Raw genomic sequence first — 26,255 nt, forward strand, 5'->3', positions numbered from 1 at the left:
GACCCGGTTCGATTACGATGTCGAATATACGCGCCCGGGGGTGTCCTGACAACCCTTAAAGTCACGGAACCGGGACACGATTCCCGGGACACGGTACCGGGCGGATTCGTGTATACAATCTGGATACATCTGAACCCCCGACTTCATTCTAACATATTCCTGACGACGCCTGCTGCAACAGGTTCAATATTTCTTGACACCATACCAACCCGCCCATACTATCCCTTTTTCAAGACCCGCCATAGATTACTGGATCGCCTGCCGGCGTATTTCGGCGTATTCCGGCGAATCCGGCTTACATTCGCGAAGCCCGGGAGAACCGATACACTGGAGGGATTGAGCCCATGTGGACCAGATGCTCCCTTTTGTGCGTCCTGACACTCTCCGTCCTGACGTACGTCGTTCCCGCGGCCGGGCAGGACGCAGGGCAGGAAGAAGACCGTTTCTCCTGGAATGGGATGATGAGGACGCGGTTGCAGGGCGACTACCAGGATGGTAGCCGCGCGGTGAACCGGTTCATGTACGGCTTCTTCCTCAACGGCACGTTCCGCCTCACCGACCGGATCGACGTGGCCGGCCGTATCAAGACGGGGAACCCCAATGCCATCGTCACCTCGGAATGGATGTCCTACGGCGACTTTCTGGTACACGAGCATCCCCATGTTTCCTTAATGTACGTCAAAGTGCGTCCGAATCCCACCCTGACCCTCATCGCGGGCAAGTTTCCCCTGCCCTTCTTCCGGCCGACGCAGGTGGTGCTGGACAACGACCTCTCGCCGGAGGGTTTCGCCCAGCAGATTCTGATCGACAACGAGGACGGATCATCGTCCTTCGGCATGAACTTCGGCCAGTTCATGATCAACCAGTTGGCTTCTCCGGTGAAGGACCTCGACCGCACCTATTTCCTGGGCGGGCAGTTCGTGGCCCGCTTCACCCAGCCGGGAAGTTCGCAGACGCTGGCCGCGGCGATCTATAACGTAACCGGTGCGGACTCCCTCTTTGCGGCTCAGAACCTGAGATATCGGCCGCTGATCGTCGCACCGAATACCAACCGGGCGAACCGGTACGGTGACGGTTACCTGTCCGAGTTCCGCATGGTCAACCTCAGCGGTCAGTATACCCGGACCGTGAACGGCCGGCCGCTGACCATAAGCGCCGATTACGTGTTCAATACCGGGGCCGACGACATGCGCCAGGGCGTCACCGGCATGATTACCTACGGCAGCACGGCGCGTGTCGGCGGCACGCGGGGCGGGATCCATGCCTTTCTCATGCAGCAGGACGCCACCCTCGCCCCGTTCAGCAATATCGACTACTCCCAGACCAACACGAAGGGCGTCGGACTCCTGTTCGGTCACCATGTCATCGAACGGTTTAGAGTCGACATCGCGCTGTACACCCGCAAGTACGATTCCCCCGAAACACTCGTCTCTCCCGCGGCCAACAACGCGTGGCGTACCCGACTGCGCTTCATGTTGAGTTTCCTGTTGAACTGACGGCCCACAGCATGCGTCTCGGTTTTGTTTCGCTCCTGTTGCTTTTCGTCGCGGTCTTCGCGGCCTTCGCGGTCTTCGTAGATGCCGCGGAAGCGCAGCCGCGCCTCAAGCTCGCAACGACGACCAGCACCGACGATTCCGGACTGCTGGACATCCTCCTTCCGCCTTTCGAGGAAAAGCAGGCGGGCGGGATCCGGGTGGACGTCATTGCCGTGGGTACGGGCAAGGCACTGAAGCTGGCCGAAAACGGGGACGTGGACGCGGTCCTCGTACACGCGCCGAAGCTGGAGGAGGCCTTCGTGGCCGCCGGCTTCGGGGTGGATCGCCGGAACGTCATGTATAACGATTTCGTCGTCGTCGGGCCGTCTGCCGACCAGGCGGGGATCGCAGGGTCGGAACGGGTCGCAGACGCCTTCGCCACCATCGCGCGGAGGGAAGCGTTGTTCTTCTCGCGGGGCGACCTGTCCGGCACCCACCTGAAGGAACGGGCGATCTGGGACCTTTCCGGGATCGAGCCCTCGGGGGACTGGTACGTGGAAGTGGGCCAGGGCATGGCGGCCACGCTGCGGATGGCGGACGAGAAGCGGGGTTACGTGCTGATCGACCGGGGCACCTACCTGGCCTTGCGGGAAACGGTGAACCTGCGGGTCCTGGTGGAATACGATCCCCCGCTGCACAACCCCTACAGCATCATCGCCGTCAACCCCGAGCGCTGGCCGCACGTCAAGTACGGGCGGGCGCGCGCGCTCATCGACTACGTGACCTCGCCGGAAGCCCAGGCCATCATCGGCGGATACCGGAAATACGGCCAGCCGTTGTTCACGCCGTCCGCGACGGACCGAAGGCGCGAAGCAGAGGAGGTAGTAAATTGATACGCATCGGCATCCTGGGCATCGGTTTCATGGGGACGACCCACTTCATGGCGATCAAGCACCTGGCCAACGCGGAAGTGGGGGCCATCTGCACCCGTGACGAACGGAAACTGAGCGGCGACTGGCGGCATATCCAGGGCAACTTCGGCGGCGGCGGCGGCGTGCAGGACCTTACCGGCATCCGCACCTGTACCGATATCGACGAGGTGCTGGGCGACCCGGACATCGATCTGGTCGACGTGTGCCTGCCCACTGCCCTGCACCACGACGTCGTCCTGCGCGCGCTGGACGCCGGCAAGGACGTCCTCGTCGAGAAACCCATCGCCCTCCGACTGGACGAGGCGGACCGCATGATCGCCCGGGCGGGGGAAGCCGGAAAGACCCTGATGGTCGCCCACGTGCTGAAGTTCTTCCCCGAGTTCGCCTTACTCAAGGCCGCCATCGACGACGGCCGCTACGGCCGCCTGCTGGGCCTGCACCTCAAGCGGGTCATCTCGAAGCCCCTCTGGGGAGAGGGCAACTGGTTCGGAGACTACGAGCGCACGGGCGCGGCGGGCATCGACCTGCACATCCACGACACCGATTACCTGCGCTACCTCTTCGGCATGCCCGACAGTGTGCACGCCGACGGCAAGACGAGTCCGAACGGTTACTTGCTCTACCTGAACACGCAGTACGGGTACGACGACCGCGACATCACCGTGTCGTCCCAGTGCGGGGCCATCAGTTCGGCCGCCTTCGAACACGGTTACGACGCCTATTTCGAGGAAGGCACGCTCTGGTACAACGTGCTCTCGGAACGGCCGGTCACGCTATACACGCCCGACGGCGGCCGTACCGAACCGGAAATCGACTTTCCCGAGGCCTTCGAGGCCCAGTTGGGATACGCCGTCGACGCCCTGGAAAACGGCACGGAGCCCGACCTGGTCTCGGCCGGCGCAGCCCGCGACGCCCTGCGGATCTGCCACGGAGAGGCCGAATCGGTGAAGACGGGTAAGACCGTGCGGTTCCCGGACTGAGCCGACCATGCCCCAGCTGCATTTCGGCACCGGCCGAACCGTCATCACGCCGCCCGTGGGAATTGAGCTCTGCGGATACGGTCCCTACCTCGAACGCCGGGCCACCGAGGTGCACCAGGACCTCCATTGCACGGCCCTGGCCCTGTCGGACGGCAACCGGATCTTCGTTTGGGTATCGAACGATCTTGTGTGGACGGACCGCTCCCTGGTCGACGAGACCCACCGCATCGTCCGCGACCGGTACGGACTCGACCCGGCCCGCGTAATCATCACCAACACCCATACCCATTCCGGCCCGGCCACCATGAAGACCGTGGCATGGGGAAAATGGGACGAAGACTACACGGCGGGGTTGCCCGAAATGTTCGCCGGCGCCATTGGGCAGGCCGTGTCGAACCTGGCACCCGGGCGTATCGGGTTCGGGAGAACGCCGGTACCGGAGCTTTCGGTCAACCGGGTTGACGAGGGCGGGGAAGCCGACGGGGAAGCGCTGCTGATGCGCATCGACGATACCCGCGGCAGGATGCGCGCCGCCGCGATCAATTTCGGCGCCCACCCCGTTACGCTCGGCGCCGACACTGTAATCTGCGGGGACTATCCGGCCGATGCCATCGGGAAAATGGAGCTGGACCGGGAAGGCTTGCGGGCGCTGTTCCTCCAGGGCAGTTGCGGCGACCTCAACTGCCGGGGATTCGGCGATGGCATGGATATGATGAAGTCGAACGGTTCCCTCCTCCGCGATCACGTCCTGCCCGTCCTGGACGAAATCGGGACGGACCCCGAGGTGGAGCTGGACGGCGACACCTTCGAGGTCGCGCTGCCCATGGAAGTCCCGGACCAGGCGGGGCTGGAAGCGGAACTGGCCGACTGCCGCAATCGTCTCGAGGCTTCGGACAGTGATGCGGACCCCGCAGGCCTGCGCAAACTGCGTTTCGAGGCGGACTGGCGCGCGCAGCGCCTCGACCTGCTCGACGGCCCCCATCCGCAGCGGATGGAGTTCCGCGTTTCGTGGATGCGCATCAACGATGCCGTGATGCTCGCCCATCCGCTGGAATTGTTCCTGACCTACGGTAAGCAGGTCCAGTCAGCCTCCCCTTACGCGCACACCATGGTCGTCGGGTACGCCAACGAGACCGTCGGCTACCTGGCGCGGCCCCAGGACTTCGACCAGGAAGGATTCGGCTGGTACGCCGCGGTGTTCGCGCCACGGATCTGCCGCCATCTGCCCTTCGAACCCGATGCGGGCACCGTGTTTCGTGATCACCTCATCGCCCTGCTTCACCGAATCAGGCAACGGGAGACGGCATCCGCCTGAATGAGCGACAAGAATGCCGGTATTTCGGTCATTGCGACTCCTTTGAACTGTTCGATCCGGAGATGCTCATATGACCTTCTACCCGGCCCAGCCGGCCGTTCATGTCGTGCATCTCCTCACGTAGCGATTTGATTTCACCGAAGACTGCCATCCGATCGGCACGCATCTCCTCGCGCAGAGACTTCGTGATCCGTCCCGTCAAGGTGACTATTCCAAGCAACAGGACCCCCGCCGCGCAGATCACCTGGGTAACCACCATGAATTCCGTCATTGTTTCCACAGCCTCCTTTCCAGGATGCGTCCCTACGTTGACAACGCTCGATAGTACACTATCTTCTGTTCAGCCAGTTGCCGTACCGTCCTGAACGTCTCTGACCCGGTCATGAAGTCGACGTCCATGAAGTCGATCGGAACCCGGAACCGGCAACAGCGCCCGACGCCCGTGTTTAAAGGATTAGTCATTAGCATCTGCCGTAACCTCGTAATAAAAAAACATCTGTAACACATCCGACCTCTGAAAGGGCCGATCATGTCCATATCCGGATTCTCCAGGACGGGTTTGATCCTGTCGTTGCTGTTGATCATTACGCCTGCTTCAGCGGCACCCACCAACGGCGAACCGGTTCTCCAGGAAGCAGCCGGATCAGCCGCACCGACCGACACGCCCGCGCAGTCGTCGGTTCCCGCGCCGACCGACACGCCCCGGCTCGCGGTGCTGATCATCATCGACCAGTTCCGCCACGACTACCTGCAGCGGTTCGAAGACCTCTTCGTGGAGGACGGATTCCGCCGGTTCATGGACCGCGGCGCGTGGATGCAGGACGCCCGTTTCACGCATGTACACGCCTCCACTTCACCGGGCCACAGCGTGGTCACCTCCGGCACCTACGCCCACAAGACGGGGATGGTCAACAACTCGTGGTACAGCCGGTCCACGGGGGTGTTTCGGCCGTCGCTGGTGGATCCTGAAAGCCACATCCTCGGATTGTGGCCCACCGCGACCGGACGCGCCTCCACACGGGAACTGGTCGGCTCTTCCCTGGCGGATGAACTGCGCATGGCCACGCGCTACCGGGGCAAGGCCATCACGATTTCACTCAAGGACTACAGCGCCATGATCTCCGCCGGGAAACTGGGCGCGCCATACTGGTTTGAAGCGGGCCTGGGCCGGATCACGTCGAGCAGCTTCTTCATGGACGACCTGCCCGACTGGGTCAAGCGCTTCAACGACCGGAACATCCCGGACCAGTCCTTCGGCCGCACATGGGACCGCCTGCTGCCGGAGGAACTTTACCTGGAACGGGCGGGGAAAGACGTCCGGGAGGGCGAGGAGGACAACCGGAACAGCGGGATCGTCTTTCCTCATGTGACGAAAGGTGGCCTGGAGGAACCGGGGCCCCGGTACTGGAACGCCTTCAAGCACACGCCCTGGTCCACCGACTACCAGCTGGAATTCGCGCGGCAGGCGATCATCGAGGAAGAACTGGGGCAGGACGACATCCCGGACGTGCTGGTCCTCTGTCTCTCCGCCAATGACTACATCGGCCACGATTTCGGCCCCTTCAGCCAGGAATCCATGGACGCCACGTTGCGCACGGACCGGCAGCTGGCGGACTTCTTCGGGTTCCTCGACGAACGGGTCGGGCGCGACCGCACCCTCCTGGTCCTTACGGCAGACCACGGCGCCATGGAACTGCCGGAGCAGTTGGCGCTCCGGGGCCTGGAGGCCGGACGGGTCGGACCCGAGCCGCTGACGGCCCTGATAGAGGAAGCCCTGGACGGGCTGCACGGGGAAGACGACTGGGTCCTGCACGTGGCGGAATCGGGCGTGTACCTGAACTGGGAGGCCATCGACAGCCGCGGCCTGAGCCGGGCCGAGGTGGAAGAGACGGCGGCCGCGGCCGTCGTGACCCATCCGGGAGTAATGCAGGCCTATACGCGCCACCGCATCGAACGGAAGCTGCTGCCGGAATCAAACCTCACGAAGACGGTCTATCACAGCTTCCATTCCGAGAACAGCGGCGACATCATGCTCATCTCCACGCCCTTCTACCTGCTACTGGGCGAGTACGGGTCGGCCACGGTGGGCACCTCCCACGGATGGCCCCACGACTACGATACGCACATTCCGATCATGTTCCACGGCCCTTGGATCGCGCCCGGCCACTACCGGCACTCCATCGACGCGGCGGACATCACGCCGACGATCTGCAACCTGCTGCGGATCACCCTGCCGTCGAACCGCGACGGACGCATACTGGGCGAGATCATCAAGTAGGGACTTCAGTACACTTCGGGGATGAACCGCTGGTCGTCCATGGGAGGGCGGACGTAACCGGAGTCGGTATCGCGGTCCGGCAGATCGATTTTCGACGTAGGAGGATCCTTGTCGTAGGGGAAGAGGCTGAGCAGGTGGGTGATGCAGTTCAGGCGCGCGCGGCGCTTGCTGTCCGACGGCACGACGTACCACGGCGCCTGCTTGATGTCGGTGTAGTTCATCATCTCGTCCTTGGCGTGCGAATACTCGTCCCACTTCATGTAGGACTGCAGGTCCATATCGCTGAACTTCCAGCTTTTAAGGGGATCCTTGATCCGGTTCTTGAACCGCCGTGCCTGCTCCTTCGCGCTCACTGAGAACCAGTACTTGATCACGTGGATGTCGGAGCGGACGAGCATGCGTTCGAACTCGGGGCAGGACCGCAGGAACTCGCGGTACTCCTCCTCCGTGCAGAACCCCATTACTCGGTCGACGCCCGCGCGGTTGTACCAGCTGCGGTCGAAGAGGACGATCTCGCCGGCCGAAGGCAGGTGCGTGACGTACCGCTGAAAGTACCACTGCGACTGTTCCCGGTCCGTCGGCTTGGCCAGGGCGGCCACGCGACAGACGCGGGGATTGAGCCGCGCGATGATGCGAGAGATGGTGCCGCCCTTGCCGGCCGCGTCGCGGCCCTCGAAGATGACCACCACCTTCAGGCCATGGTCGACCACCCATTCCTGAAGCTTGGACAACTCGACCTGCAGCCGGGCCAGTTCCTTCTCGTAGTGTTTCTGCTTAAGTTTCTTCTTCGTTTTCTTTTCCTGGGTCTCAGGATGATTCCCGTCGATTTTATTCACGCGCGTTCCTCCTGTACCGGGTCTCCTCAGCTTCCGCTCAACGTGAACCGCACGCCCATCCGGTCGAGCTCGTCGATCATCGTATCGAAACCGTCCCCGTAAATCGCCTGCTCGGGGGTAACGAATGGCCGGCCGGGATGGGGCAGGTCTCCCCGGGCCGTCATCCGCGCGCCGATGGCCGCGGTGAAGGCCGTGGTCCGCGCCATGGAAGTGAATCCCGTCTCTTCGTCATACCGGTCGACCATCTCGGCCATACGCGTGGCGGGCCGGCCGTCCTTCTCGCCGATCGCGGTGACGCGAAACGTCGTGATGTCCCGGTCCTCCGGGGCCATTTTCACCCGGGGAAAGAGCACGGCGTCCACCACGTGCTTGGGGATCACGCTGGTGCCGTCCACGTCCACCGGCTCCTCGCTCAGCAGACCCAGCTCACGCAGCACGGTCACCTTGTGGGAATACCCCGGCCAGCGCACGGTCTTCTGCGTACCGGTACGCAGGCCTTTCAGCACATCCAACTCGAGGAGCCAGGGGAAGAACCCTTCGTGCCAGGCTTCGCATTCCCCCACGCCGTCGAAGGAAACCGGTTCCGGGTCGGAGTAGCGGGGGACGTCCACGAGGTGCCCGTCCTTCACCATCCGGGCCATTGAATCCCGCAGCGGCAAGCGCTTGCCGCCGAAGACGATCTTGTACCCCAGGGGCGGTTCGGGCCGCGTGGGAATGCCTCCGCACTGTATGTGCAGTTCGTCCGTCCGGTCGAGCTGCTCCGCCAGGCGGCGGCCCAGGATTTCGGTCAGTCCCGGCTCCAGCCCGCAACCCAGGATGACGAAGCCCCGCGAACCGGAAAAGCGCGACTTCATGGCGTCGAGATCGTCCCGTGGCATGCCGGCAAGGTCCAGGCGGGTAAGGTCCATGTACGGCATGCCCGCTTCGAGGGCGAGCGGAAAAGCCGTCATGCTCGCGTCCCTGGGCAGCGCCGCCACGCCCGCCGCGTGATCCTTCATCACGGCAATGGACTCGGCCCGGTCGTTCATGTCCAGCCGCCGGTAGGCGACCTTGTCCGTCCCCGGCTTGTCCCGTAGCGTTTCGCGGCAGGCCCCGAGCTGGTCATCGCTGAGATCGCAGACCGTCACGCACTCCACCTGATCGTCCACCATGGCGTTGTACGCCGCCGCGGGTCCCATCAGGCCGCTGCCGATCACGAGTATACGCACGGGTGCCTCCGTTTGGATCAGACCTGCCGGAACGCAGGCATACAGCATGTTGTGGTAGTGACTGAGTTAGGAAGTCAGGATCACAATTAGCACGTTGGAAGGGGATCGCGTCAAGGCCAATCTGGCCGTAATGCCGCGCCGGATTAACCTTGATCCGGGTCCCCGGCGCCTGTATCTTGGCGCTTACGTTTTCCTCCAAATACCCATAATATCCGATAGCCTAATTCCAAGTCAGGAACAGACGATGAACCGTGTCCACCCTCGCGCGTTGTCCGCAGTCTACCTCTTCGCCTTCGGCCTGATCTGTACCCTCGTCCCCGGAAACGTCCGGGCGCAGGACCTTCCGTTCGCCATGGAGGTCCGCGTGCCCGGCGTCGAATCCTACGACCCGGCCATCCCCCGTCCCGAATCGGTCATCGGCCACACGGTCGGCGACACGCACACGCGGTCCCACCTGGTGGCCGCCTACTACCGGGCGGTGGCCGAAGCCTCGGACCGCGTCGTGGTAAGCCGCCATGGCGCTACCTACGAAGGACGCCATCTGTACCACGCCGTGGTGACGTCGCCGGCCAACCATGGGCGTCTGGAAGAAATCCGGATGGCCAACCACCAACTGTCCGACGCGCCCGGCGAGGTGTCGGACGCCATGATCGAGACCATGCCCGTCGTCGTCCACATGGGTTACGGGGTGCACGGCAACGAGGCCAGCGGACCCGAGGCGGCCATGCTGGTGCTCTACCACCTGGCCGCGGGCAGCGGGCCGGCCGTGGACGGCCTGCTGGACCGCGCCGTGATCATCTTGGACCCCAACTACAACCCGGACGGGCGGGACCGTTTCGTCAACTGGGTCAATGCCAACCGGGGCCGCGTCGCCACGCGGGACGGACAGGACCGGGAGCACGTGGAACCGTGGCCGGGCGGGCGGACCAACCACTACTGGTTCGACCTGAACCGGGACTGGCTCGTGGCGCAGCACCCTTCATCGAAGGGCCGGGTGGGCCTGTTCCACCACTGGCGCGCCCAGGTGCTGACCGACGTGCACGAAATGGGCAGCAACGCGACCTATTTCTTCCAGCCCGGCATCCCGAGCCGAAACAACCCGAACACGCCGGAACGGACCTTCGAACTGACGGCGGCGCTCGCGGAGCACCACGCCGAGTGGCTCGACCGCCACGGTGCGCTGTACTACTCCCGGGAGACCTTCGACGACTTCTTTTACGGCAAGGGCTCCACCTTTCCGGACGTGAACGGAGCCATCGGCATCCTCTTCGAGCAGGCCTCGTCCCGGGCGCTGGAGCGGGTGACGAACGACGGAGTCCTGACCTTCCCCTTCACGATCCGCAACCAGGTCGCCACCTCCATGTCGACCCTGGCCGGCAGCCTGGCCCTGAGGACGGAGTTGCTCACCCACCAGCGCGATTTCTATGCGTCGGCGCTGGAGGCGGCGCGGCGCAACCCCGTCAAGGCCTATGTCCTCGATCTCGGCGGAACGCGCACGCGTACGCAGGCCCTCCTGCAGATGCTGCTGCGCCACCGCATCCGCGTCTACGAGCTCGCGCGGACCGTGCAGGCCGGCGAACGTACCTTGCCGGCCGGGCGGACCGCGGGTTCCGGCGAACGGTCCTTCCGCGCCGGCGAGTCGGTCATCATCCCCATGGACCAGCCGCAGACGCGGTTGATCAAGGCCTCGATGGAACAGGTCACGACCTTCACGGACTCCCTCTTCTACGACGTCTCGGCCTGGACCCTGCCCCTGGCCATGGGCGTTCCGAGCGGTGAACTGCGCAGTTACTCCGACGACCTGGCCGGCGCGGAGATCACCGAAGCCGCCTTCGACGGCGGCGAGCTGATCGGCGGCCACGGGTCCTATGCCTACCTGATGGAATGGGACCGCTACTTCGCGCCGCGTGCGCTCTACCGGCTCCAGGACGCGGGCCTCCGGCCCCGGCTGGCCAGGCAGCCCTTTTCGGTGGCCGTGGACGGCCCGGGCGTTCCCGGCAGTACTGAACGGACCTTCGACCGGGGCACGATCATCATCCCCGTCGCCCAGCGCGACGCCGCGTCCACCGTAACCGCCGCACAGGTGCGGGCGCTCATCGACCGGATCGTGGCGGAAGACCACGTCATCGTCCACGGCACGGATACGGGTCTGACGCCCACGGGCGGCGACCTGGGCGGCCCGACCTCCCCGGTGCTGGTCAAGCCGGAGATCGCGCTGCTCTCGGGTCCCGGTACCCGGGCCTACGAGGTCGGCGAGACCTGGCACCTGCTGAACGAGCGGTTCGGCATTCCCGTCTCCCTGGTCGACGCCGACGGGTTCTCGGACCTTGACCTGGACCGTTACACGACACTGGTCATGGTCATGGGCAACTACGACCTGGATACGGAGGACATGAACCGGCTCAGGTGGTGGGTGCAGGAGGGCGGCATCCTCATCGCCTGGAAGAGCGCCGCCCGGTGGCTCATCGGCAATGAAGTGATCGACGAAGGCCTGAGATTCGCCCGGCCCGATTCCGTAGATATTCCCTATGAGCTGGTATCGTCCACGCGGGGGGCACAGCGGATCGGCGGCGCCATATTCGCGGCCGCGCTCGACACCACCCACCCGCTGGCCTTCGGTTACGGCGATCAGGCGCCGCTCTTCCGCAACCACGAGATCTTCTTCGAACCTTCCGCCACGCCCGGGGCCACGGTGGCCCGGTACACGTCGTCTCCGCTGCTGGCCGGCTACATCTCACCGAAGCGTCACGGCGAACTGGCGGATTCCGCCGCGTTGATCGCCCGGAGGCAGGGCGCCGGCGCCGTCGTGCTTTTCGCCGACAATCCCAATTTCCGGGCCTTCTGGTACGGTACGAACGGTCTGTTCCTGAACGCCGTCTTCTTCGGGGGTGCGTTTTAGGCGAGACCCGAGCGCCGCCGCTAGCCGGACGCCGCTAGAGTGATCCAGGAGCGCGGCCGGAGTGAACCGCGCATCCGCAACAGAAAGCGAACCCTATGCCCGTAACCATCACCGACGTGAAGACCATCCTGACCCAGCCCGCCGGGTCGCGCCTGATCGTCGTGAAGATCCTGACGTCGGAGCCCGGCCTGTACGGCCTGGGTTGCGCCACCTTCACCCAGCGGTTCCGGGCCGTCCACGCGGCCATCGAACACCACCTTAAGCCCTTCCTCATCGGCAAGGACGTGGACGATATCGAAGACCTGTGGCAGACGGCCATGGTGAACGGCTACTGGCGCAACGGACCGGTCCTGAACAACGCGATCTCCGGCATGGACCAGGCCCTGTGGGACATCAAGGGCAAGCGCGCGGGCATGCCCGTGTACCAGCTTCTCGGCGGCAAGTGCCGGGAGGCGGCGGACACCTACGTCCACGCCGACGGCAGGTCACCCGAAGAAGTGGCGGAGAACGTACTGAAATACATGGACCAGGACTACCGGCACGTACGCTGCCAGATCGGCGGATACGGGGGCCGAAAGCCGCGGGTCACCCCGCCCGAAGGCGCGAAGCCCGGGGATTATTTCGATCCGCGGAGTTACATGCGCCGCACGGTGAAGATGTTCGAACACCTGCGCGCGGCCGTGGGCGACGAGGTGGAACTGCTCCACGACGTGCACGAGCGGCTCACGCCCGCCGACGCCATCGTCTTCGCGAAGCAGGTCGAACCTTTCAACCTGTTCTTCCTCGAAGACCCCCTGGCGCCCGAGGACAACGAATGGTTCCGCCGCATGCGCCAGACCTCGACGACGCCCATCGCCATGGGGGAACTCTTCAACAATCCCGCCGAATGGCTGCCCCTGATCGAGGGACGGCTCATCGACTTCCTGCGCATGCACATCAGCCAGATGGGCGGCATCACGCCGGCACGGAACGTCGCGGCCATGGCCGCCATGTACGGCATCCGCACGGCCTGGCACGGTCCGGGCGACGTCTCGCCGGTGGGCCACGCCGCCAACCTGCACCTCGACCTGTGGGCACCGAATTTCGGCATCCAGGAATGGTGCCGCTTCAGCGACCTGGTCTACGAGATCTTCCCCGGCACACCCGAAGTGCGCGGCGGCTACATGTATCCCAACGACCGCCCGGGGCTGGGCGTCGAATTGAACGAGGAACTGGCAGCCCGCTATCCCTGCCAGGACGAAATCATCAACTGGACCCAGGCCCGGACGCCCGACGGAGGCCCCGCCCGGCCGTGACCTTCATCTCCGGCTACTCCCTGTCCGAAGACTACGCCGGCCACCTCCAGCGGATCGGCGCCTTCGCCATCGACCTGGCGATTCTCACGGCCGCCGGCGCCGTGATGGCGCTGGCCGCCGAATTCCTGGAGGCCGGCTCGGACCCGGTAACCGTCCCGCTGCTGAGCGCGTTCCAGTTGCTCATGCCGTGGTTCTACTACGCAGTCATGGAGAGTTCGTCCAAAGGCGCCACCATCGGCAAGATGATCCTGGGCATCCGGGTGGCCGACGCCGAGGGGCATACGCCCACTTTCGGCCGCGCCGCGCTGAGGGCCATTCCCAAGTGCCTGCCCGTCCTCTGGCCGGGTTACCTCGCCGCGGTCTTCACCCAACGCAGACAGGCCTTTCACGACCTGATCGCGCGGACGCTGGTGTTGCGGGCCGAATAAACCGGTTGGCCCGAAAAACCGGTTGCCGTCATCGAATTATTCCTTCATCATTAGCGTTCGCCTGACGCTAATGTTTCCCTTCTCCCCAGGATCCCGCGGCAAAAGATCAGGAACGGGCTGTGTCACGAATCCTGCTGAATACGTTTACCTTGCTCGTACTCGGCACGCTGAGCGCGCTGATCTCACTGACCGTCGCGTGCGGCAAGGACAGCCCCACTACGCCCACCCCGACGTCCCCGTCGCAACCGCCGCCTCCGCCGCCGACCCCGGTAGCGACCCGCATCACCATCACGCCGTCCTCGGCCACGCTGAACGCGATCGGCCAGACGGTCCAACTTACCGCCCAGGTCTTCGATCAGAACAACGCCGTAATGACCGGTGCTTCCGTGACCTGGACCAGTGCGGACCCCAGGATCGTATCGGTCAGTTCAGGCGGCCTGGTAACCGCGGTCATGTACGGGATAATCCGGATTACGGCGAGATCCGGCGGCGCATCGCAGGACGTTGAAGTAAAGGTCGTACAGACCGCAGGCAGGATCAACATCGAACCCACGGAGGTCACCTTTACGGCCATCGGCGAGACATTGCAACTCACCGCCTCGGTACAGGACCGCAACGGACAGACGATCGAAGGGGCAAACCTGACCTGGCGGAGCAGCGATACGGAAGTGGCGCGCGTGAGCACGACCGGCCTGGTAACCTCGACCGGCAACGGCACAACCAGGATAACGGCCCGATCCGGCAGTACCGAGCAAGGCGTCACCGTCAGGGTCATGCAGACGCCCACCGGTATCGCGATCGAACCTTCCGAGGTCAACCTCACGGCCATCGGTGAGACCATCCAACTCATCGCGAAGGTGGTCGATCCGAATAACCGGACCATCGTGGGGGTCTCCGTGGCCTGGCAGAGCAGCGACGCGTCCGCGGCGACGGTGAGCGCCGAGGGCCTCGTGACCGCGGTGAACAACGGCACCGCAACTATCACGGCCACATCGGGCGATCTATCGGCAAGCAGCGACGTTACGGTCATGCAGACGCCCGCCAGCATCGTGATCGATCCGTATGAAACCACGCTCGCGGCGGCCGGGGATACGGTGCAGTTGACGGCCACGGTGCTCGATCATAACGGGCGTACGATCGACGGCGCGGACGTGACCTGGGAAAGCGGCGACGAATCGATCGCAATGGTTGACGGCCAGGGTCTCGTGTCCGCGGTGGCCGGCGGCACCGTGGAGATTACGGCCCGATCAGGTGAGGTATCGTCCGCGTCGTCCATAACCGTGAAAGACGTGGTCCTGGACCGAGAGGTCCTGTCGATCCTGTACCAGGCCACCAACGGCGACGAATGGACCAACAACGGGAACTGGTTAAGCACCGGGCCGATGAACGACTGGTACGGTGTTACAGCAACTGCTTCCGGTGAGGTAGTACGCCTGGAACTGCCACGGAACAACCTCCAGGGCCCCCTTCCCGCAGAATTGTGCCATCTCGCCTCCCTTGGCGTGCTGGACCTCAGGTACAATGACCTGACGGGCAACCTGCCACCGGAATTCGGACTGCTCTCCAACCTCACCTGGCTGGGGCTGTCCGGCAACGAGTTATCGGGCGGCATTCCACCGGAACTCGGACAGTTGACTCGACTGACCGTCCTGAGTCTCGACAGTACCGAGTTGACAGGCAGCATCCCGCCGGAACTGGGACTACTGACCAACCTGACCTGGCTGAGCGTGCTGAACAGCCGCCTGACGGGGAATATCCCGCCGGAACTGGGGCAGCTTTCCGATTTGACAAACCTTAACCTTGCCGGCAATGAGCTGACGAGCAGTATCCCACCGGAACTGGGACAATTGGCCAGCCTCGAACAGCTGAATCTCTCCAACAACGATCTGGCGGGAACCATTCCGCCGGAATTGGGACAACTCGTTGACCTTACTCACTTGTATCTCGGCGGCAACATGCTTACGGGAGACATCCCATCGGAATTGGCCCAACTCTCCGCACTCACCAACCTGTCGATTTCAAGCAACAGATTGACGGGCTTCATCCCATCAGAACTGGGTAATCTCACCGAACTCACCGTGCTAAATCTTTCCTGGAACGAATTGACTGGGCACATTCCGCCGGAGCTGGTTAATCTCACCAAACTCGAATTTCTCTTCCTCGATAGAAACGCGTTGACCGGTACCATCCCACCTGAACTTGGACAACTGACCAGTCTGAGGCAGCTGTGGTTTAAGGAAAACCGGCTGGCAGGGACCATCCCGCCCGAACTGGGTCAACTCGAAAACCTCAATCATTTGACACTTGACAACAACCGGCTGACGGGGACAGTTCCGGACGAACTGGGACAACTCACCGACCTTGTATTTCTCTGGCTCGCCGATAATCCAGAGCTATCCGGTCCACTGCCCGGTTCATTTACCGGGCTCGAGAAAATGGGATCTCTAAACCTGAGAAACACTGCGCTGTGTGTGCCGCCTACCGCAACATTTATGACTTGGATAGACGGTATCCAGACAGTAAGTGGACTGCAGTACTGTTCCGGACCGTAACGTGAGGCGTCAAGACGCCTTCTGCTGCGTAATCAGCACCGCCTCCAGCCGGCCCATGCGCGTATCCATCTTGTCCTCCAGAGCAATCAAGCGGGTATCCATCTTGTTCTCCAGCGCGACGATGCGCGCTTCCGTCGCGGTAAAGCGTCTATCCATTTTGTCCTCCAGCGCGACGATGCGCGCTTCCGACTCGATAAAGCGTGCATCCATCTTGCCCTCCAGGGTGACGATGCGCGCTTCCAGCCTGTCCTCCATGCGATCCATGCGCTGAACCAGCCGGGTTTCGAGTTCCATTCGACCCGCCTTGGATTCTTTCCAGAAGAAGATGAATGCTCCCAATAAGATAGCCGGCGATACGACCAGTTGAGCGATTTCCATAGTACGATTTCTCCCTTACCGGTTTCTATTTGGACACTTACTGTTTACATTTTTCGATTTTGGTCTCTACTCGTGATACAACCTCGATCAAGTCTCTCAGTTTCTCTTCTACCGACAGCAGGATTCACTTCTATTCGTTTACCGATACGCGCAGGTAACCTTCGACGCGGCCAAGGCGCGTGTTCATGTCGTGCATCTCGGAACGTATCGAGGTGAGTTCCGTCCTCAATCCGGTCAACTCGGTCCGAATTTCATCCCGAAATTCCTTATTGGATTGATTGATGAAGGTGACGACTGCGATTACGAGGATGCCTATGGCCGATACGATCTGCGCGCCAAAAGCCCAGTTTTCGCGGGACATTCCGGTCATCTTACGACCTCCTGGTGAGTGTGACGATGTGAGTATAGTCGGACCTATATGATTCAATAGTCAGAGATCTGCCTTCAGAACTCGTTGTTTTACCGTTTCTACTCGTTTCCGGACACGCGCAGGATTCCTTCGACGCGGCCGAGGCGTGTATTCATGTCGTGAATTTCAGAACGTATGGAGGCGAATTCGGATTGCATTTCCGTCCGCAATCCGGTCAGCTCGGCCCGAATCTCATCCCGGAATTCCGTGTTGGACTGATTAATGAAAGTGACGACTGCGATTACGAGGATGCCTATGGCCGATACGATCTGCGCGCCAAAGGCCCAGTTCTCGCGGGACATTCCGTTCATCTTCCGACCTCCTGGTGAGTGTGACAAAGCATGAATAACCGACCTCTAAAGCGTATCAGTCGGAGATCACCAGGCAATACTCGGAGTTTTTCTTAGAAAATGAAAAAGGACAGGCTGGAGGAAACGCGCCGGCTCAGTCCCGCAGGGCGAGACTTTCTCCGCTGAGCGTCACGCCCAGCGGCTCGATGACCACCTGGCGGGGGCCATCCTCAACTACGCCGGCGACCCAGGCGCGGAGACCTTGCGCTTCGGCACAGGCCACGGCCGCGTCCCCGTCCTCCGGGCGGACGAAGAGGGCGAAGCCGGCGCCCATGTTGAGGCTGCCGTAGGCTTCTTCCGCAGTCTGCCGGGTCTCCTCCACCATGAACTGCAGGACCTCGGGAACGGGGGGTACTTCGGTAATGCGGTAGGTGAACGGGCCGGGGTGGCGCATGATCTTCCGCCAGCCATGGCCGGTGATGTTGGCGATGTAGCGCAGGCCGATGCCGGCCTCGAAAGCCGCCTCGGTGACGGGAGGATAGAGCACGGTGGGGTCGAGCAGGGCCTCGCCGTACGTCCGGCCGTCGGGCATGACCGTGGCGTACCCCTCCGGCAGTCGCTCGGACAGTTTGCGCGCGAGGGTGAGGCCGTTGGCGTGGATACCGCTGCTTTCCAGGAGGACGATCGCGTCCCCGGCCGCCAGATCCTCGCCCAGGGTGAGGCGCGATTTCGGCTGGATTATGCCCACGCAGGAGGCGGCCAGGTCGATGGCGTCTTCCTCCACCACGCCGGTCAGGCAGGGGGTCTCACCGCCGCCCCAGGCCACGCCCAGGACGTCGCAGGCCGCCTTCCAGCCGTCGACCAAGTCGTTCATGCGGTCGGTGTCGTCGAACCAGTCCGACGAACCGGCGGCCCAGTAGGCGTGGATGCTCAGGGGCCGCGCGCCCACGGTGACGAGGTCGTTGACGGCCGTGGCGATGGTGTCCTGCGCGATGTGGTCGTACCAGGTCCGTCCCGATGCCTTCGATACCGGCGGCCCCGACACCCGCGACACCCCCGACTCCGCCTGCACCTCCCGCATCGCGTCCGCCACCAGGGCCTTGGTGCCCAGGCATTCGGTGATGGAGGCGAGATAGGCATCGCCGATGTCCACCACGTAGGCCGACTCCCCGCGGCTGGCCGCCACCTCGCGGACGCCTGTGTGCGCACCCGCGCGTTCGAGGTTGGCCCCCGTGGCCCGTGCCGCCTGCTGGGCGAGGACCTTCAGGGGATCGATCCGGTCGTAGTCGACGCCGGAATCCTCGTAGGTCAACCGGTCACCGGCAGGCGGACCGCCAGGCGCGCCGCTTCCGTTCGGCTTTTCGTCGGCCATGCACGTCCTTTCGGAGTCCTTCAGCTTCCCGTGGTGAACAGTTCACGCAGCCTGCGGGCCACGAGCTGGACTTCGCCATCCTCGAGCTGCAGCGTGCGCGGACCCAGACCGTCGTAGATGATCTTCGGGTCGCCCGCGCGCAAGAGCCGGCCCACGTCTTCCCGGGACAGGGGAATCACCGACTCGTCCCAGAGCAGTTCCACGTCGTGGTAACCGTGGGTGTTGAGCTCGTAACGGGCTTCCAGGCCGTCGATGCCCTGCAACTGGTCCGCCAGCCAGCGAGCCTTCGTGTTCCAGGAGGCGATCTCTTCTTCCTCGTCGAGGGCCACGTACCGCTCCAGCGCGGCGACCAGACCGACGATCTCCTCCTTGCCGACCTTCAGCCCCCGTCCAATGCCGTTGACCGGCGCGTTCTGCATCCGGGCGGCGTGGATCAGGTCGGCGCGGCCCGCGAGGATCCCCGTCGAATTCGGGCCGCGAATCCCTTTGCCCCCGCTGACCACGACCAGGTCGGCGCCGGCTTCCAGGTACTTGGTCAGGTTCTCCTTCGGCGGCAGGTTGGACGCCAGGTCGATCATCACCGGCACGCCTTTTCGCTTGCCGATCTCGATGATCTCCAGGGGCATGAGCGTCTCGGGGTCGTGTTCCTGCCGGTGGCGCACGGGAAAAGGCGGCACGCCCCGCGTCTGGTGCTCGATGTACGCCAGGCCCACGAGCAGCGCCGTCCGGTCCGTGATGGCCGCCTCGTATTCCGCGCGGGTGCCGGCCTCCACCAGCTTCATGCCCGCGAAGCCGAACACGTTGTCGTAAAAGAAACGATGGGCCGTCTGAAACAGGCACTCCACCTTCGGCCAGTTCGGATTGGGCAGGAGCCCCATCCGTTCCTCGTCGGGCCCGGTCAAAACGCCCGCCGCGCCTACCAGCATCGACGCGAAGGCGCCGGACGAGACCAGGGCGGCCTCCGCCCCCATGATCTCGGCGATGCGCCGTCCCGCCGCTTCGTGCAACTCGGACATGTCCACGAAGTAGCGGTTGGCCTCGGCCATGGCCTCCATCACCTCGGCCGGCATGCGTGAGCCACCCATGCTCGAGAGGTGCTCGTGGGCGCCGACATGGGGCCGCACTCCGAGCAGCCGGGTGTAGACGTTATCCTTCAGATCGGCCGCCAGAGCCTCCGGGTCGCCGCCCGAACCGCTGACGCCGCCCGAACCGCCCGCGCTACCACCTCCCGGCGATCCATCCAACTCGTCCGCACTACTGCAACCGGATGCCGCGACACCCGTCGCACTCGCCGCGCCGGCCATCCCGGCCAGTGCGCTCACCCTGATGAAGGTGCGCCGGTCCAGCCGGTCCAGCCGGTCCAGCCGGTCCAACTCGCTTTCTGTTTCCGCCGATTCCCGCTCGTCCACATGCTGCTCTTTACGATTGTGCTCGTCCATGTGTCCTCACTCCCGCTTCTTCGCCGCCATCAGGTTCTCCGTCCGGCTCGCCACCTGCGCTTCGATCTCCTTGCGTGTCCAGTGCTTCCCCTTGTTCATGCCCCGGCATGTCTCAGCTTCCCGTTCCCACCGCCGTTTGGACTTCAGGATGTCCTGCCAGAAGGGATAGCTGCTGCACTGAGACGGCCGCACCGGATAGATGGAACAACCCCGGTCGTAGAATACGCAGGGACCGTCATCCGGAGAGACCAGGGAGACGTAGCCGTCGATCTCTTCCGTGTACTTTTCAAGGAAGGTTTCGAAGGGCAGGTCCAGGTACTCGGCGATGCGCCGGAACTCCTTCTCGCTGCCGTAGATGAATCCACCCGGGAAGGTACAGCAGTGACCGCACCCGTGGCAGGAGAACTGCAATCCGTCGTGCCAGAACTTGCCTTTAGCCATGGCTATTGATCTCTGGTGACACTGAACTTCAGATTTCCGCGCACTTCATCCACCTTGGTCTCCACACGGTCGACCTTGGCATCCACACGGTCAATCTTATCTTCCAGTCTGGACAACCGGTCTCTCGTGCCGGATTCCACGAAAACATACAAGCCGAAGCCAACTGTAATCAGGGCACCTTTTATTACTACATTGATCCAGGGTTTCTTAGCCAACTTATACTCCTTATGCAACGAATACATATACAGGAATACCCTTATACCGTATTAGTCGGCCAAGCTGGAGTGCATTCTCGAAATAAAAAACTATTCTCCCACCGTGGCGATCACTTCGACTTCGCACCGCGCGCCGAAGGCCAGGCCGCTGCCGGCGAAGGCGCTGCGGGCCGGCTTGTCGCCGGGGAAGTACGTGACGTACACCTCGTTGAAGGCGGGCCATTCGGCGATGTCCGCCAGCATGACCGTGGCCTTGATCACCCGGTCCATGGAGGATCCGTTGGCTTCCAGGACCGCCCTGATGTTCTCCATGGTCTGGCGGGCCTCGCCCTGGATGCCGCCCGTCGCCAGGTCAGTCGTACCGGGGATGTTCCCGATCTGTCCGGAGAGGAACAGCAGGTGCCCCACGCGCACAGCGTCCGAGAAGGGCAGGTTCATGCTCGCCGTGGTCTCCGACGTGAGATATACGGCCTCGGGCGGGGGCGGGGGCGCAGCAGGGGGCGTCGATGCGTCCTGCTCCATTTCAGCGCATCCCGCGACGAACATCAGCGGCATAGCGGCGAACATCAGCGTCATAACGAAAACCATCGTGGGCACCGAGACTGTCCGCGGTGGCATAGTGGCATCGCGCAACGGCACGGCGGTCTTCTGATATTGCGCGCCGGCATTGCGAAGTCGTCCGGTCATATTTCGCTCCCGATGACAGAGGCTACAGGCCTTGCGCGTCGACGTGATCGCACAAGGAATAACAAACAGGCGAGTAAACTTGAAACTAACGAATTGAAGCTGACCCGGTCAAGCCTGCATGTTATCTCTCGTGATGAAAGCTGCACGTAATTACCGGCAACTCTCTCGTACGGGCGGAGAACTGGATCGCGGGCCGAGGACGGAAAGGGAAGGGAGCACGTGCAAGACCGAAGGCGTGATTATACAGTCCGAGTTGCCATGCTCGGTGATCGAAGATGCCTTGCGACGGATTCAGTAGCAGTGCTATCGGTGTGGGGAATTTCCGTGCCTGGACAGGATCTCCAGGCGAGCGGCCGGTCAGGCGCCGGCTTTCTGGCCGAAGACGACGACGGCTGCGTACAGGCCATTCTTTACTCCGACGCTTACGCCTGCCCGATTGAATACGAGGTTCAGCTGGTTTCTGCAATGGACCGGGGATTCGTGCCAGTCGGTGAGCCATTTTTCTGTCAATTGATCACGTGCCGTTCCCTGGGTGAGTATGATGTTCTCGCCCAGGACGAGCCACGCCGTCTGCGGGCTTGCCCTCGTAACACGGTCTGCTATGCTTGATCCGTCCGAACCGGTGTGGTAGTCGGCGGACAGATCGTTGGCCAGGAGATCCTCCATGTGGACCCTCGCGGCTTCGGCCAGTCCGTCATCCCAGGTAACCGGTGTTGTCGGATCGTAGGAATCATCCCCGCAAGTTCCTCCCTGCCCCCGGTAGACGTTGATGCCCGCCAGGATTCCGCGCTCGATGTCCGAGAAAGGCGAGACCGTCGTAGCCGGTGGTTTCGAGGACGGCTCGGCCGGCGGGGGCGGATCGGCGGGGGCGGTCACGGCCGGATTGCCATCCGATCCGCAACCCGGCAACCAGGGCAGTCCGGCGATCAGGACGAGAAGCAACGGGATCGAGCGTGGCCGACCGGGTAAAGGTGCTAATTCAGCCCGTCCCTTGGCGTTATCGAGACCAAACCCGTGAATGTCCGTGTTCTCCTACCTGTAGGTAATCTGAAAATCGATGAGATTGTAATGCGGAGGCACACCGCAGCGAGGAAACGATACCCCCGGAGTCCTTCCCCGGGGGCATTTTTAGCGGATCGGCCGTGCTCAATCACTTCGGTTGGTCTGCATTGGCTTTGATCTGTTCCCACAGACCGCGGAGCAGGTCCGGTGTCTCCGCTACCGGATCAGCCGTAACTCTCGGGGCTTCGTCCGCATTGGCCTTGATCTGTTCCCACAGGGCCGACAAGTCACCCATGCGCTCTACCCGCTGGTCCAAGACATCTTCGGACGTCGTTTCCGTGTCCTGGGGAAACGCCAACTGAGGACTCGTGACCAATGCCAACACGACTCCCGCGACGATCGACAATCTGGTCATGATACACCTCCCATTAAGGTATAAGGATTGATTCTACCCTATTAGACCTCCCTGGGGGCTTCTTGGTTGTGAGGACTCGCAATTCACCTTCGATCTCGTTCAGATTCTGACAGCGATTATCACAAGACGCTAAAGTAGAAGTCACATATGAGATTTGAGAATTTGCTTTATGAGTATGGAGGTTCGTATGATGATAATGGTCGTGGGTAGCAGAATTCGAAGTAACTATCCCTTCCGATGGATTTACTGCTCTCAGTACAACGTATCCCGCAGGCGAAAACGATTACTTAACTTTCTAATCCAACAGTTTCCATGGATCTTCCTTAATGTTGGATTCCGAATTGACACTCTACGATCTCCGGATCGGCCACGACAACACGAGCAGAAACGTTCGGCTCGAGCTCGCGCAGGAAGGCGATCATCTTTTCGTAGTTGCGTGCTGATGGCCAGGCAGGGTTGCAGAACGACATGAAATCGTATGTCGACTCTCCTGGAATGACTTGAAAGGTCTTTCGATCGGGGTTGACGGCATACCCGTCCTGCTCTATAAATCCATCGGGATTGGGATAATCGACATCGAGGGTTGGATCGCCCTCCATACCCGAGCAGTAGGTGTGAAGCAATCCCAGATTATGCCCGATTTCATGTTGCAAGACGTCGTCCAGGATCGTCTTGTTGTAACTCCAGAAAATTACAGAATACGGAGAGCCAACTGCGGCCGATCCAGCCCCTTGTCCATGTCCGTTGATCACTTCGGGAGAAACGACGGCCACATGAAACGTTATACCTTCGCCGAACGACGCGCCGGCGTACTGGTTTAACAAAGCATCGAATGTCGCGGTCCTGAACGGATCGTATCGCGGGAACCCATCCTGCGCCCGTTCAATTCCGGTGGTGTCAGCAACAACAGGTCCGCCAACCTCCCATGCGGTTACATCCAGAGGCATGGTCCGACCCAACTGCCATCCTACGTCATACTGGTTAACGATATTCTCGAGCCACACGGATTCGCTTGCGATCTGATCTTCGTCGATCACGACCGGATGAAACACGATTTTGGTCTCTGGCAAATGAAAATAGTCCACTCGTATAGGGATGAATTGGTTTTCGACAGTCCAGTAGTACCTTCGATTTACCTGGTCGTAACCACCGATTCTAAACCCAATACTAAACGCACAGTTCGCTACGTCATCCGGCCAAGTATGAGGCTGTTTCGAGAAGTAATCAATTCCATCCAGCATATAGTCCGCTTTTAGATCGAGAAGATTGAAGTCCTGCCCGATTCCTCCTGTTCCGGTTCCGCACCACAGGTACCAGGCCGTAGATGGATTTTCTGCTTCATAGGATTCGTAGTCCGATCCCGGATCGATCGAGAAATCTATATGGAGGTAGTTGTTTGTGTTCCATTCAGCGAAACTAATGTTCTCCCCGCCTATGACAACCGTGCTTCCGCCGCTACTGTTCAACAACGTCGCGGTCGTGCCCTCGAAGGAGACGACTCTGTGTCCAAGTGACGCGGTCGTGTCACCTGGCGCTGCACTCGGTCCCGGCGGACCTTGTGGTCCTGCTGGTCCCTGAATCCCTGGAGGCCCTGGCGGACCATCGGGCCCGGGCGGACCGGGCGGACCGGGCGGTCCCGTACCCGGCGAGCCAGGCGGACCTGTGGGCCCTGTAGGACCTGGTGGGCCCTCGCAGGACATAAGGAGTAGCGTCAGAACCAATATAACTGTACTTGAATTCCGCCTGTGTGATCTGTTCAACTGATCTTCCTTTGATTAGGATGTAGCTTTAACTACACCGGGTCGTCCCGCCCGTTAAAGCACTTGCTCCTTAATTTGGCGTAAATGCTACCCCTACCCTGATCGGTATCCACTGCACCGGATCATCTTCGAACCCATACTCGTTCTCTAACGCGCCGAGAATATGGTTGTAACGAATATCCCCTGTTATGGATACTGTTTCGCCAACAGGGATCTCTATGCCTGTCCCTAACGTAAATGCAAATCCAGATCCGGTTATGCTGACATCTAAACCTAGCACCGAAACCACTCCCGTTGCCCTTCCGTAACCTATTCCTCCGCGAGCGTACATAACTACGGGCGAAGGATTAGATTTCAGCAGGATTCCTATATTTGCACCGGTCATAGAAATGGCCGCGTCTGCTCCGATCAGAGTCAGCGCGGCTTTAAGATCGTCCTCAATTCCCAAACCGCTGTGATAACCCTCTGCAAAAGCATGGACATTTGCGGTTATCGGAACCGAGAAGCCTGCATTCAATCCCCATCCAGTAGCAGCTCCATCTGATGAGTCGCCTACCGGGATACTGACCCCTCCACCAGCATTTAAAGAAACACTCTGTTCCTGAGCATCTACCCAATCAGGTATCGACCATACCGATAATACGAAGAAGAACAGAAGCGTCCTTATTACTGAAATACCTAAAACACGAATCATGGGTCTTTTCTCCTTTCGGTAATCCAACGTGGTGACTTTTTGCCCGCCGTCTTCGGTCGGCGTCATCGACGCCTCCTACTGGCGGCGGGCGGGGTGAAGATGTGCGTGGCGCCCGTATCGTTTTGCACATCGCCGCTTCCCGGGAGACGCCCGCACTTGGTTCCGGACTCTTCAGCGCCCGGTGATAACCCCGGAGCGACGACATCCTGTGCTGCCAGTTGGTAGTATTGCTGACAACGGTTAGATTGCCGCGCCCCGCCGCCCGTCCCGGACGGTGCCAGGCAAGCCCGTCCACACTGCCTGCCGCAGGAAGGACCGGACGAACGAGGCGCGGGATTAGTGGAAGTCTAAATCGCTTCTGCGAACGGCAAGCCGCAATTCGACACAGAACCGAAAGACGATGTAGCCGGGAATCCAGCCCAGGGTCAGCCCGCTCCAGCCTACAAACCAGACCAGGGCGAACCAGATCCCCTGAAATCCGGCCAGGCCGATGAATCCGAGGACGCCGATCCTGCTCCGGATTTCGGTGACAAGCAGGGCCAAAATCACGAGCCCCACCAGGAACGCGTAAATGGTCACGAATTGCAGGGCGTCCGAGTCGGCATGGAGTGGGTAAGACATTTCGACAAGCCACAGGTAGACGCAGATGCTGACGACCAGCAACATGTCCCAGCCAAATAGTTCGCGGAACCGGTACAGCATGTCAAATCTCCTTCAAAGTCCTCTACGGGTCGTCCTCGAGGCCGGTCCTTTTCCTCTGCTCGTAGTCCCTGTCCATGTACTTGTGATCCTGCCACATTTCCTCGAGCGTGACTTCCAGCCGCTCGGTCCAGTACTCGTCCAGGCCCATTTCCTTGAGATGCTGCAGCGTGCTTTCCAGCAGCGTGCAGGCCTTTTTCATGACGTCCTGGTTCATCTGTCACGCCCCAGCGATTTACTTATAGGGGTATCCATC

26 protein-coding genes and 1 pseudogene are annotated in these 26,255 nt (G+C 61.8%); 10 read left to right on the forward strand and 17 right to left on the reverse strand.

Going from position 1 to position 26,255, the window contains the following annotated elements; all coding sequences use genetic code 11:
* Positions 1–344 precede the first annotated feature (344 nt).
* Genes F4X08_12020 through F4X08_12035 form a run of 4 tightly spaced genes read left to right on the forward strand, consistent with a single transcriptional unit; the run spans position 345 to position 4,702 of the window.
* A complete protein-coding gene (locus tag F4X08_12020) occupies positions 345–1,496 on the forward strand; it encodes a hypothetical protein (protein ID MYD26529.1) in 1,152 nt (383 codons plus the stop codon).
* 11 nt (positions 1,497–1,507) lie between these two features.
* On the forward strand, positions 1,508–2,368 hold the full coding sequence (locus F4X08_12025; GenBank protein ID MYD26530.1) for a tungsten ABC transporter substrate-binding protein: 861 nt from the start codon (positions 1,508–1,510) through the stop codon (positions 2,366–2,368).
* Positions 2,365–3,387 carry a Gfo/Idh/MocA family oxidoreductase gene (locus F4X08_12030; GenBank protein MYD26531.1) on the forward strand — a complete coding sequence of 341 codons (1,023 nt, stop codon included), beginning with the start codon at positions 2,365–2,367 and terminating at the stop codon, positions 3,385–3,387. Before F4X08_12025 ends, F4X08_12030 begins: the two co-directional genes overlap by 4 nt.
* 7 nt (positions 3,388–3,394) lie before the next feature.
* Complete coding sequence (locus F4X08_12035) at positions 3,395–4,702, forward strand: hypothetical protein (GenBank protein ID MYD26532.1); 1,308 nt, start codon at positions 3,395–3,397, stop codon at positions 4,700–4,702.
* 28 nt (positions 4,703–4,730) lie between these two features.
* Here the strand turns inward: F4X08_12035 and F4X08_12040 are convergent, their stop codons facing one another.
* The gene (locus F4X08_12040; GenBank protein MYD26533.1) at positions 4,731–4,973 is read right to left on the reverse strand and encodes a hypothetical protein; all 243 of its coding nucleotides are present in this window, start codon (positions 4,971–4,973) and stop codon (positions 4,731–4,733) included.
* 258 nt (positions 4,974–5,231) lie between these two features.
* Between F4X08_12040 and F4X08_12045 the strand changes: the two genes are divergently transcribed.
* The gene (locus F4X08_12045; GenBank protein MYD26534.1) at positions 5,232–6,980 is read left to right on the forward strand and encodes an alkaline phosphatase family protein; all 1,749 of its coding nucleotides are present in this window, start codon (positions 5,232–5,234) and stop codon (positions 6,978–6,980) included.
* Between the two features lie 5 nt (positions 6,981–6,985).
* Here F4X08_12045 and ppk2 read toward each other — a convergent pair whose 3' ends face one another.
* Together ppk2 and F4X08_12055 are read right to left on the reverse strand one after the other, a co-directional pair.
* Complete coding sequence (gene ppk2 / locus F4X08_12050; GenBank protein MYD26535.1) at positions 6,986–7,846, reverse strand: polyphosphate kinase 2; 861 nt, start codon at positions 7,844–7,846, stop codon at positions 6,986–6,988.
* Positions 7,843–9,072: a hypothetical protein gene (locus F4X08_12055; protein MYD26536.1), complete on the reverse strand. Its 1,230-nt coding sequence runs from the start codon at positions 9,070–9,072 to the stop codon at positions 7,843–7,845. The genes ppk2 and F4X08_12055 overlap by 4 nt, the downstream gene beginning before the upstream one ends.
* A 196-nt stretch (positions 9,073–9,268) precedes the next feature.
* Here F4X08_12055 and F4X08_12060 point away from each other — a divergent pair, with 196 nt between their 5' ends.
* The 4 genes from F4X08_12060 (at position 9,269) to F4X08_12075 (ending at position 16,198) form a co-directional block, all read left to right on the forward strand.
* A complete protein-coding gene (locus tag F4X08_12060) occupies positions 9,269–11,923 on the forward strand; it encodes a peptidase M14 (protein MYD26537.1) in 2,655 nt (884 codons plus the stop codon).
* A 95-nt stretch (positions 11,924–12,018) separates the two neighbouring features.
* Entirely contained in the window at positions 12,019–13,218 is a 1,200-nt protein-coding gene (locus tag F4X08_12065; GenBank protein MYD26538.1) for a starvation-sensing protein RspA, read from the forward strand.
* Complete coding sequence (locus F4X08_12070; GenBank protein MYD26539.1) at positions 13,023–13,646, forward strand: RDD family protein; 624 nt, start codon at positions 13,023–13,025, stop codon at positions 13,644–13,646. Before F4X08_12065 ends, F4X08_12070 begins: the two co-directional genes overlap by 196 nt.
* Before the next feature lie 119 nt (positions 13,647–13,765).
* Positions 13,766–16,198 (forward strand): hypothetical protein, encoded by a 2,433-nt coding sequence (locus F4X08_12075; protein MYD26540.1) that lies wholly within the window; start codon positions 13,766–13,768, stop codon positions 16,196–16,198.
* 9 nt (positions 16,199–16,207) lie between these two features.
* Here F4X08_12075 and F4X08_12080 read toward each other — a convergent pair whose 3' ends face one another.
* From F4X08_12080 to F4X08_12130, 11 genes are all read right to left on the reverse strand, one after another.
* Complete coding sequence (locus F4X08_12080) at positions 16,208–16,576, reverse strand: hypothetical protein (GenBank protein MYD26541.1); 369 nt, start codon at positions 16,574–16,576, stop codon at positions 16,208–16,210.
* Positions 16,577–16,706: 130 nt separating this feature from the next.
* A complete protein-coding gene (locus F4X08_12085) occupies positions 16,707–16,946 on the reverse strand; it encodes a hypothetical protein (GenBank protein ID MYD26542.1) in 240 nt (79 codons plus the stop codon).
* Positions 16,947–17,044: 98 nt separating this feature from the next.
* A complete protein-coding gene (locus tag F4X08_12090) occupies positions 17,045–17,296 on the reverse strand; it encodes a hypothetical protein (protein ID MYD26543.1) in 252 nt (83 codons plus the stop codon).
* Positions 17,297–17,429: 133 nt separating this feature from the next.
* Positions 17,430–18,647, reverse strand: a complete 1,218-nt coding sequence (locus F4X08_12095; protein ID MYD26544.1) for a phosphoribosylformylglycinamidine cyclo-ligase — start codon at positions 18,645–18,647, stop codon at positions 17,430–17,432.
* Between the two features lie 20 nt (positions 18,648–18,667).
* Positions 18,668–20,086, reverse strand: coding sequence for a hypothetical protein (locus F4X08_12100; protein MYD26545.1), 1,419 nt, complete (start codon positions 20,084–20,086; stop codon positions 18,668–18,670).
* Positions 20,087–20,092: 6 nt separating this feature from the next.
* Positions 20,093–20,527 (reverse strand): YkgJ family cysteine cluster protein, encoded by a 435-nt coding sequence (locus F4X08_12105; GenBank protein ID MYD26546.1) that lies wholly within the window; start codon positions 20,525–20,527, stop codon positions 20,093–20,095.
* A 2-nt stretch (positions 20,528–20,529) separates the two neighbouring features.
* Positions 20,530–20,742: a hypothetical protein gene (locus tag F4X08_12110; protein MYD26547.1), complete on the reverse strand. Its 213-nt coding sequence runs from the start codon at positions 20,740–20,742 to the stop codon at positions 20,530–20,532.
* 90 nt (positions 20,743–20,832) lie between these two features.
* Positions 20,833–21,264 (reverse strand): RidA family protein, encoded by a 432-nt coding sequence (locus F4X08_12115; GenBank protein MYD26548.1) that lies wholly within the window; start codon positions 21,262–21,264, stop codon positions 20,833–20,835.
* Between the two features lie 522 nt (positions 21,265–21,786).
* Positions 21,787–22,449 carry a CAP domain-containing protein gene (locus F4X08_12120; GenBank protein ID MYD26549.1) on the reverse strand — a complete coding sequence of 221 codons (663 nt, stop codon included), beginning with the start codon at positions 22,447–22,449 and terminating at the stop codon, positions 21,787–21,789.
* 130 nt (positions 22,450–22,579) lie between these two features.
* Positions 22,580–22,846, reverse strand: a complete 267-nt coding sequence (locus F4X08_12125; protein ID MYD26550.1) for a hypothetical protein — start codon at positions 22,844–22,846, stop codon at positions 22,580–22,582.
* Positions 22,847–23,169: 323 nt separating this feature from the next.
* Entirely contained in the window at positions 23,170–24,312 is a 1,143-nt protein-coding gene (locus tag F4X08_12130; protein ID MYD26551.1) for a hypothetical protein, read from the reverse strand.
* A 76-nt stretch (positions 24,313–24,388) separates the two neighbouring features.
* On the opposite strand from F4X08_12130, the pseudogene F4X08_12135 reads away from it, so the two are divergent.
* A pseudogene (locus F4X08_12135) lies at positions 24,389–24,535 on the forward strand (chitin-binding protein).
* A gap of 141 nt (positions 24,536–24,676) precedes the next feature.
* Here F4X08_12135 and F4X08_12140 read toward each other — a convergent pair.
* From F4X08_12140 to F4X08_12150, 3 genes are all read right to left on the reverse strand, one after another.
* Positions 24,677–25,366 carry a porin family protein gene (locus tag F4X08_12140; protein ID MYD26552.1) on the reverse strand — a complete coding sequence of 230 codons (690 nt, stop codon included), beginning with the start codon at positions 25,364–25,366 and terminating at the stop codon, positions 24,677–24,679.
* A gap of 270 nt (positions 25,367–25,636) precedes the next feature.
* The gene (locus tag F4X08_12145) at positions 25,637–26,002 is read right to left on the reverse strand and encodes a hypothetical protein (GenBank protein ID MYD26553.1); all 366 of its coding nucleotides are present in this window, start codon (positions 26,000–26,002) and stop codon (positions 25,637–25,639) included.
* Between the two features lie 22 nt (positions 26,003–26,024).
* The gene (locus F4X08_12150; GenBank protein ID MYD26554.1) at positions 26,025–26,216 is read right to left on the reverse strand and encodes a hypothetical protein; all 192 of its coding nucleotides are present in this window, start codon (positions 26,214–26,216) and stop codon (positions 26,025–26,027) included.
* Positions 26,217–26,255 lie beyond the last annotated feature (39 nt).

The organism is Gemmatimonadota bacterium (genome assembly GCA_009841265.1).
GTDB lineage: Bacteria > JAAXHH01 > JAAXHH01 > JAAXHH01 > JAAXHH01 > JAAXHH01.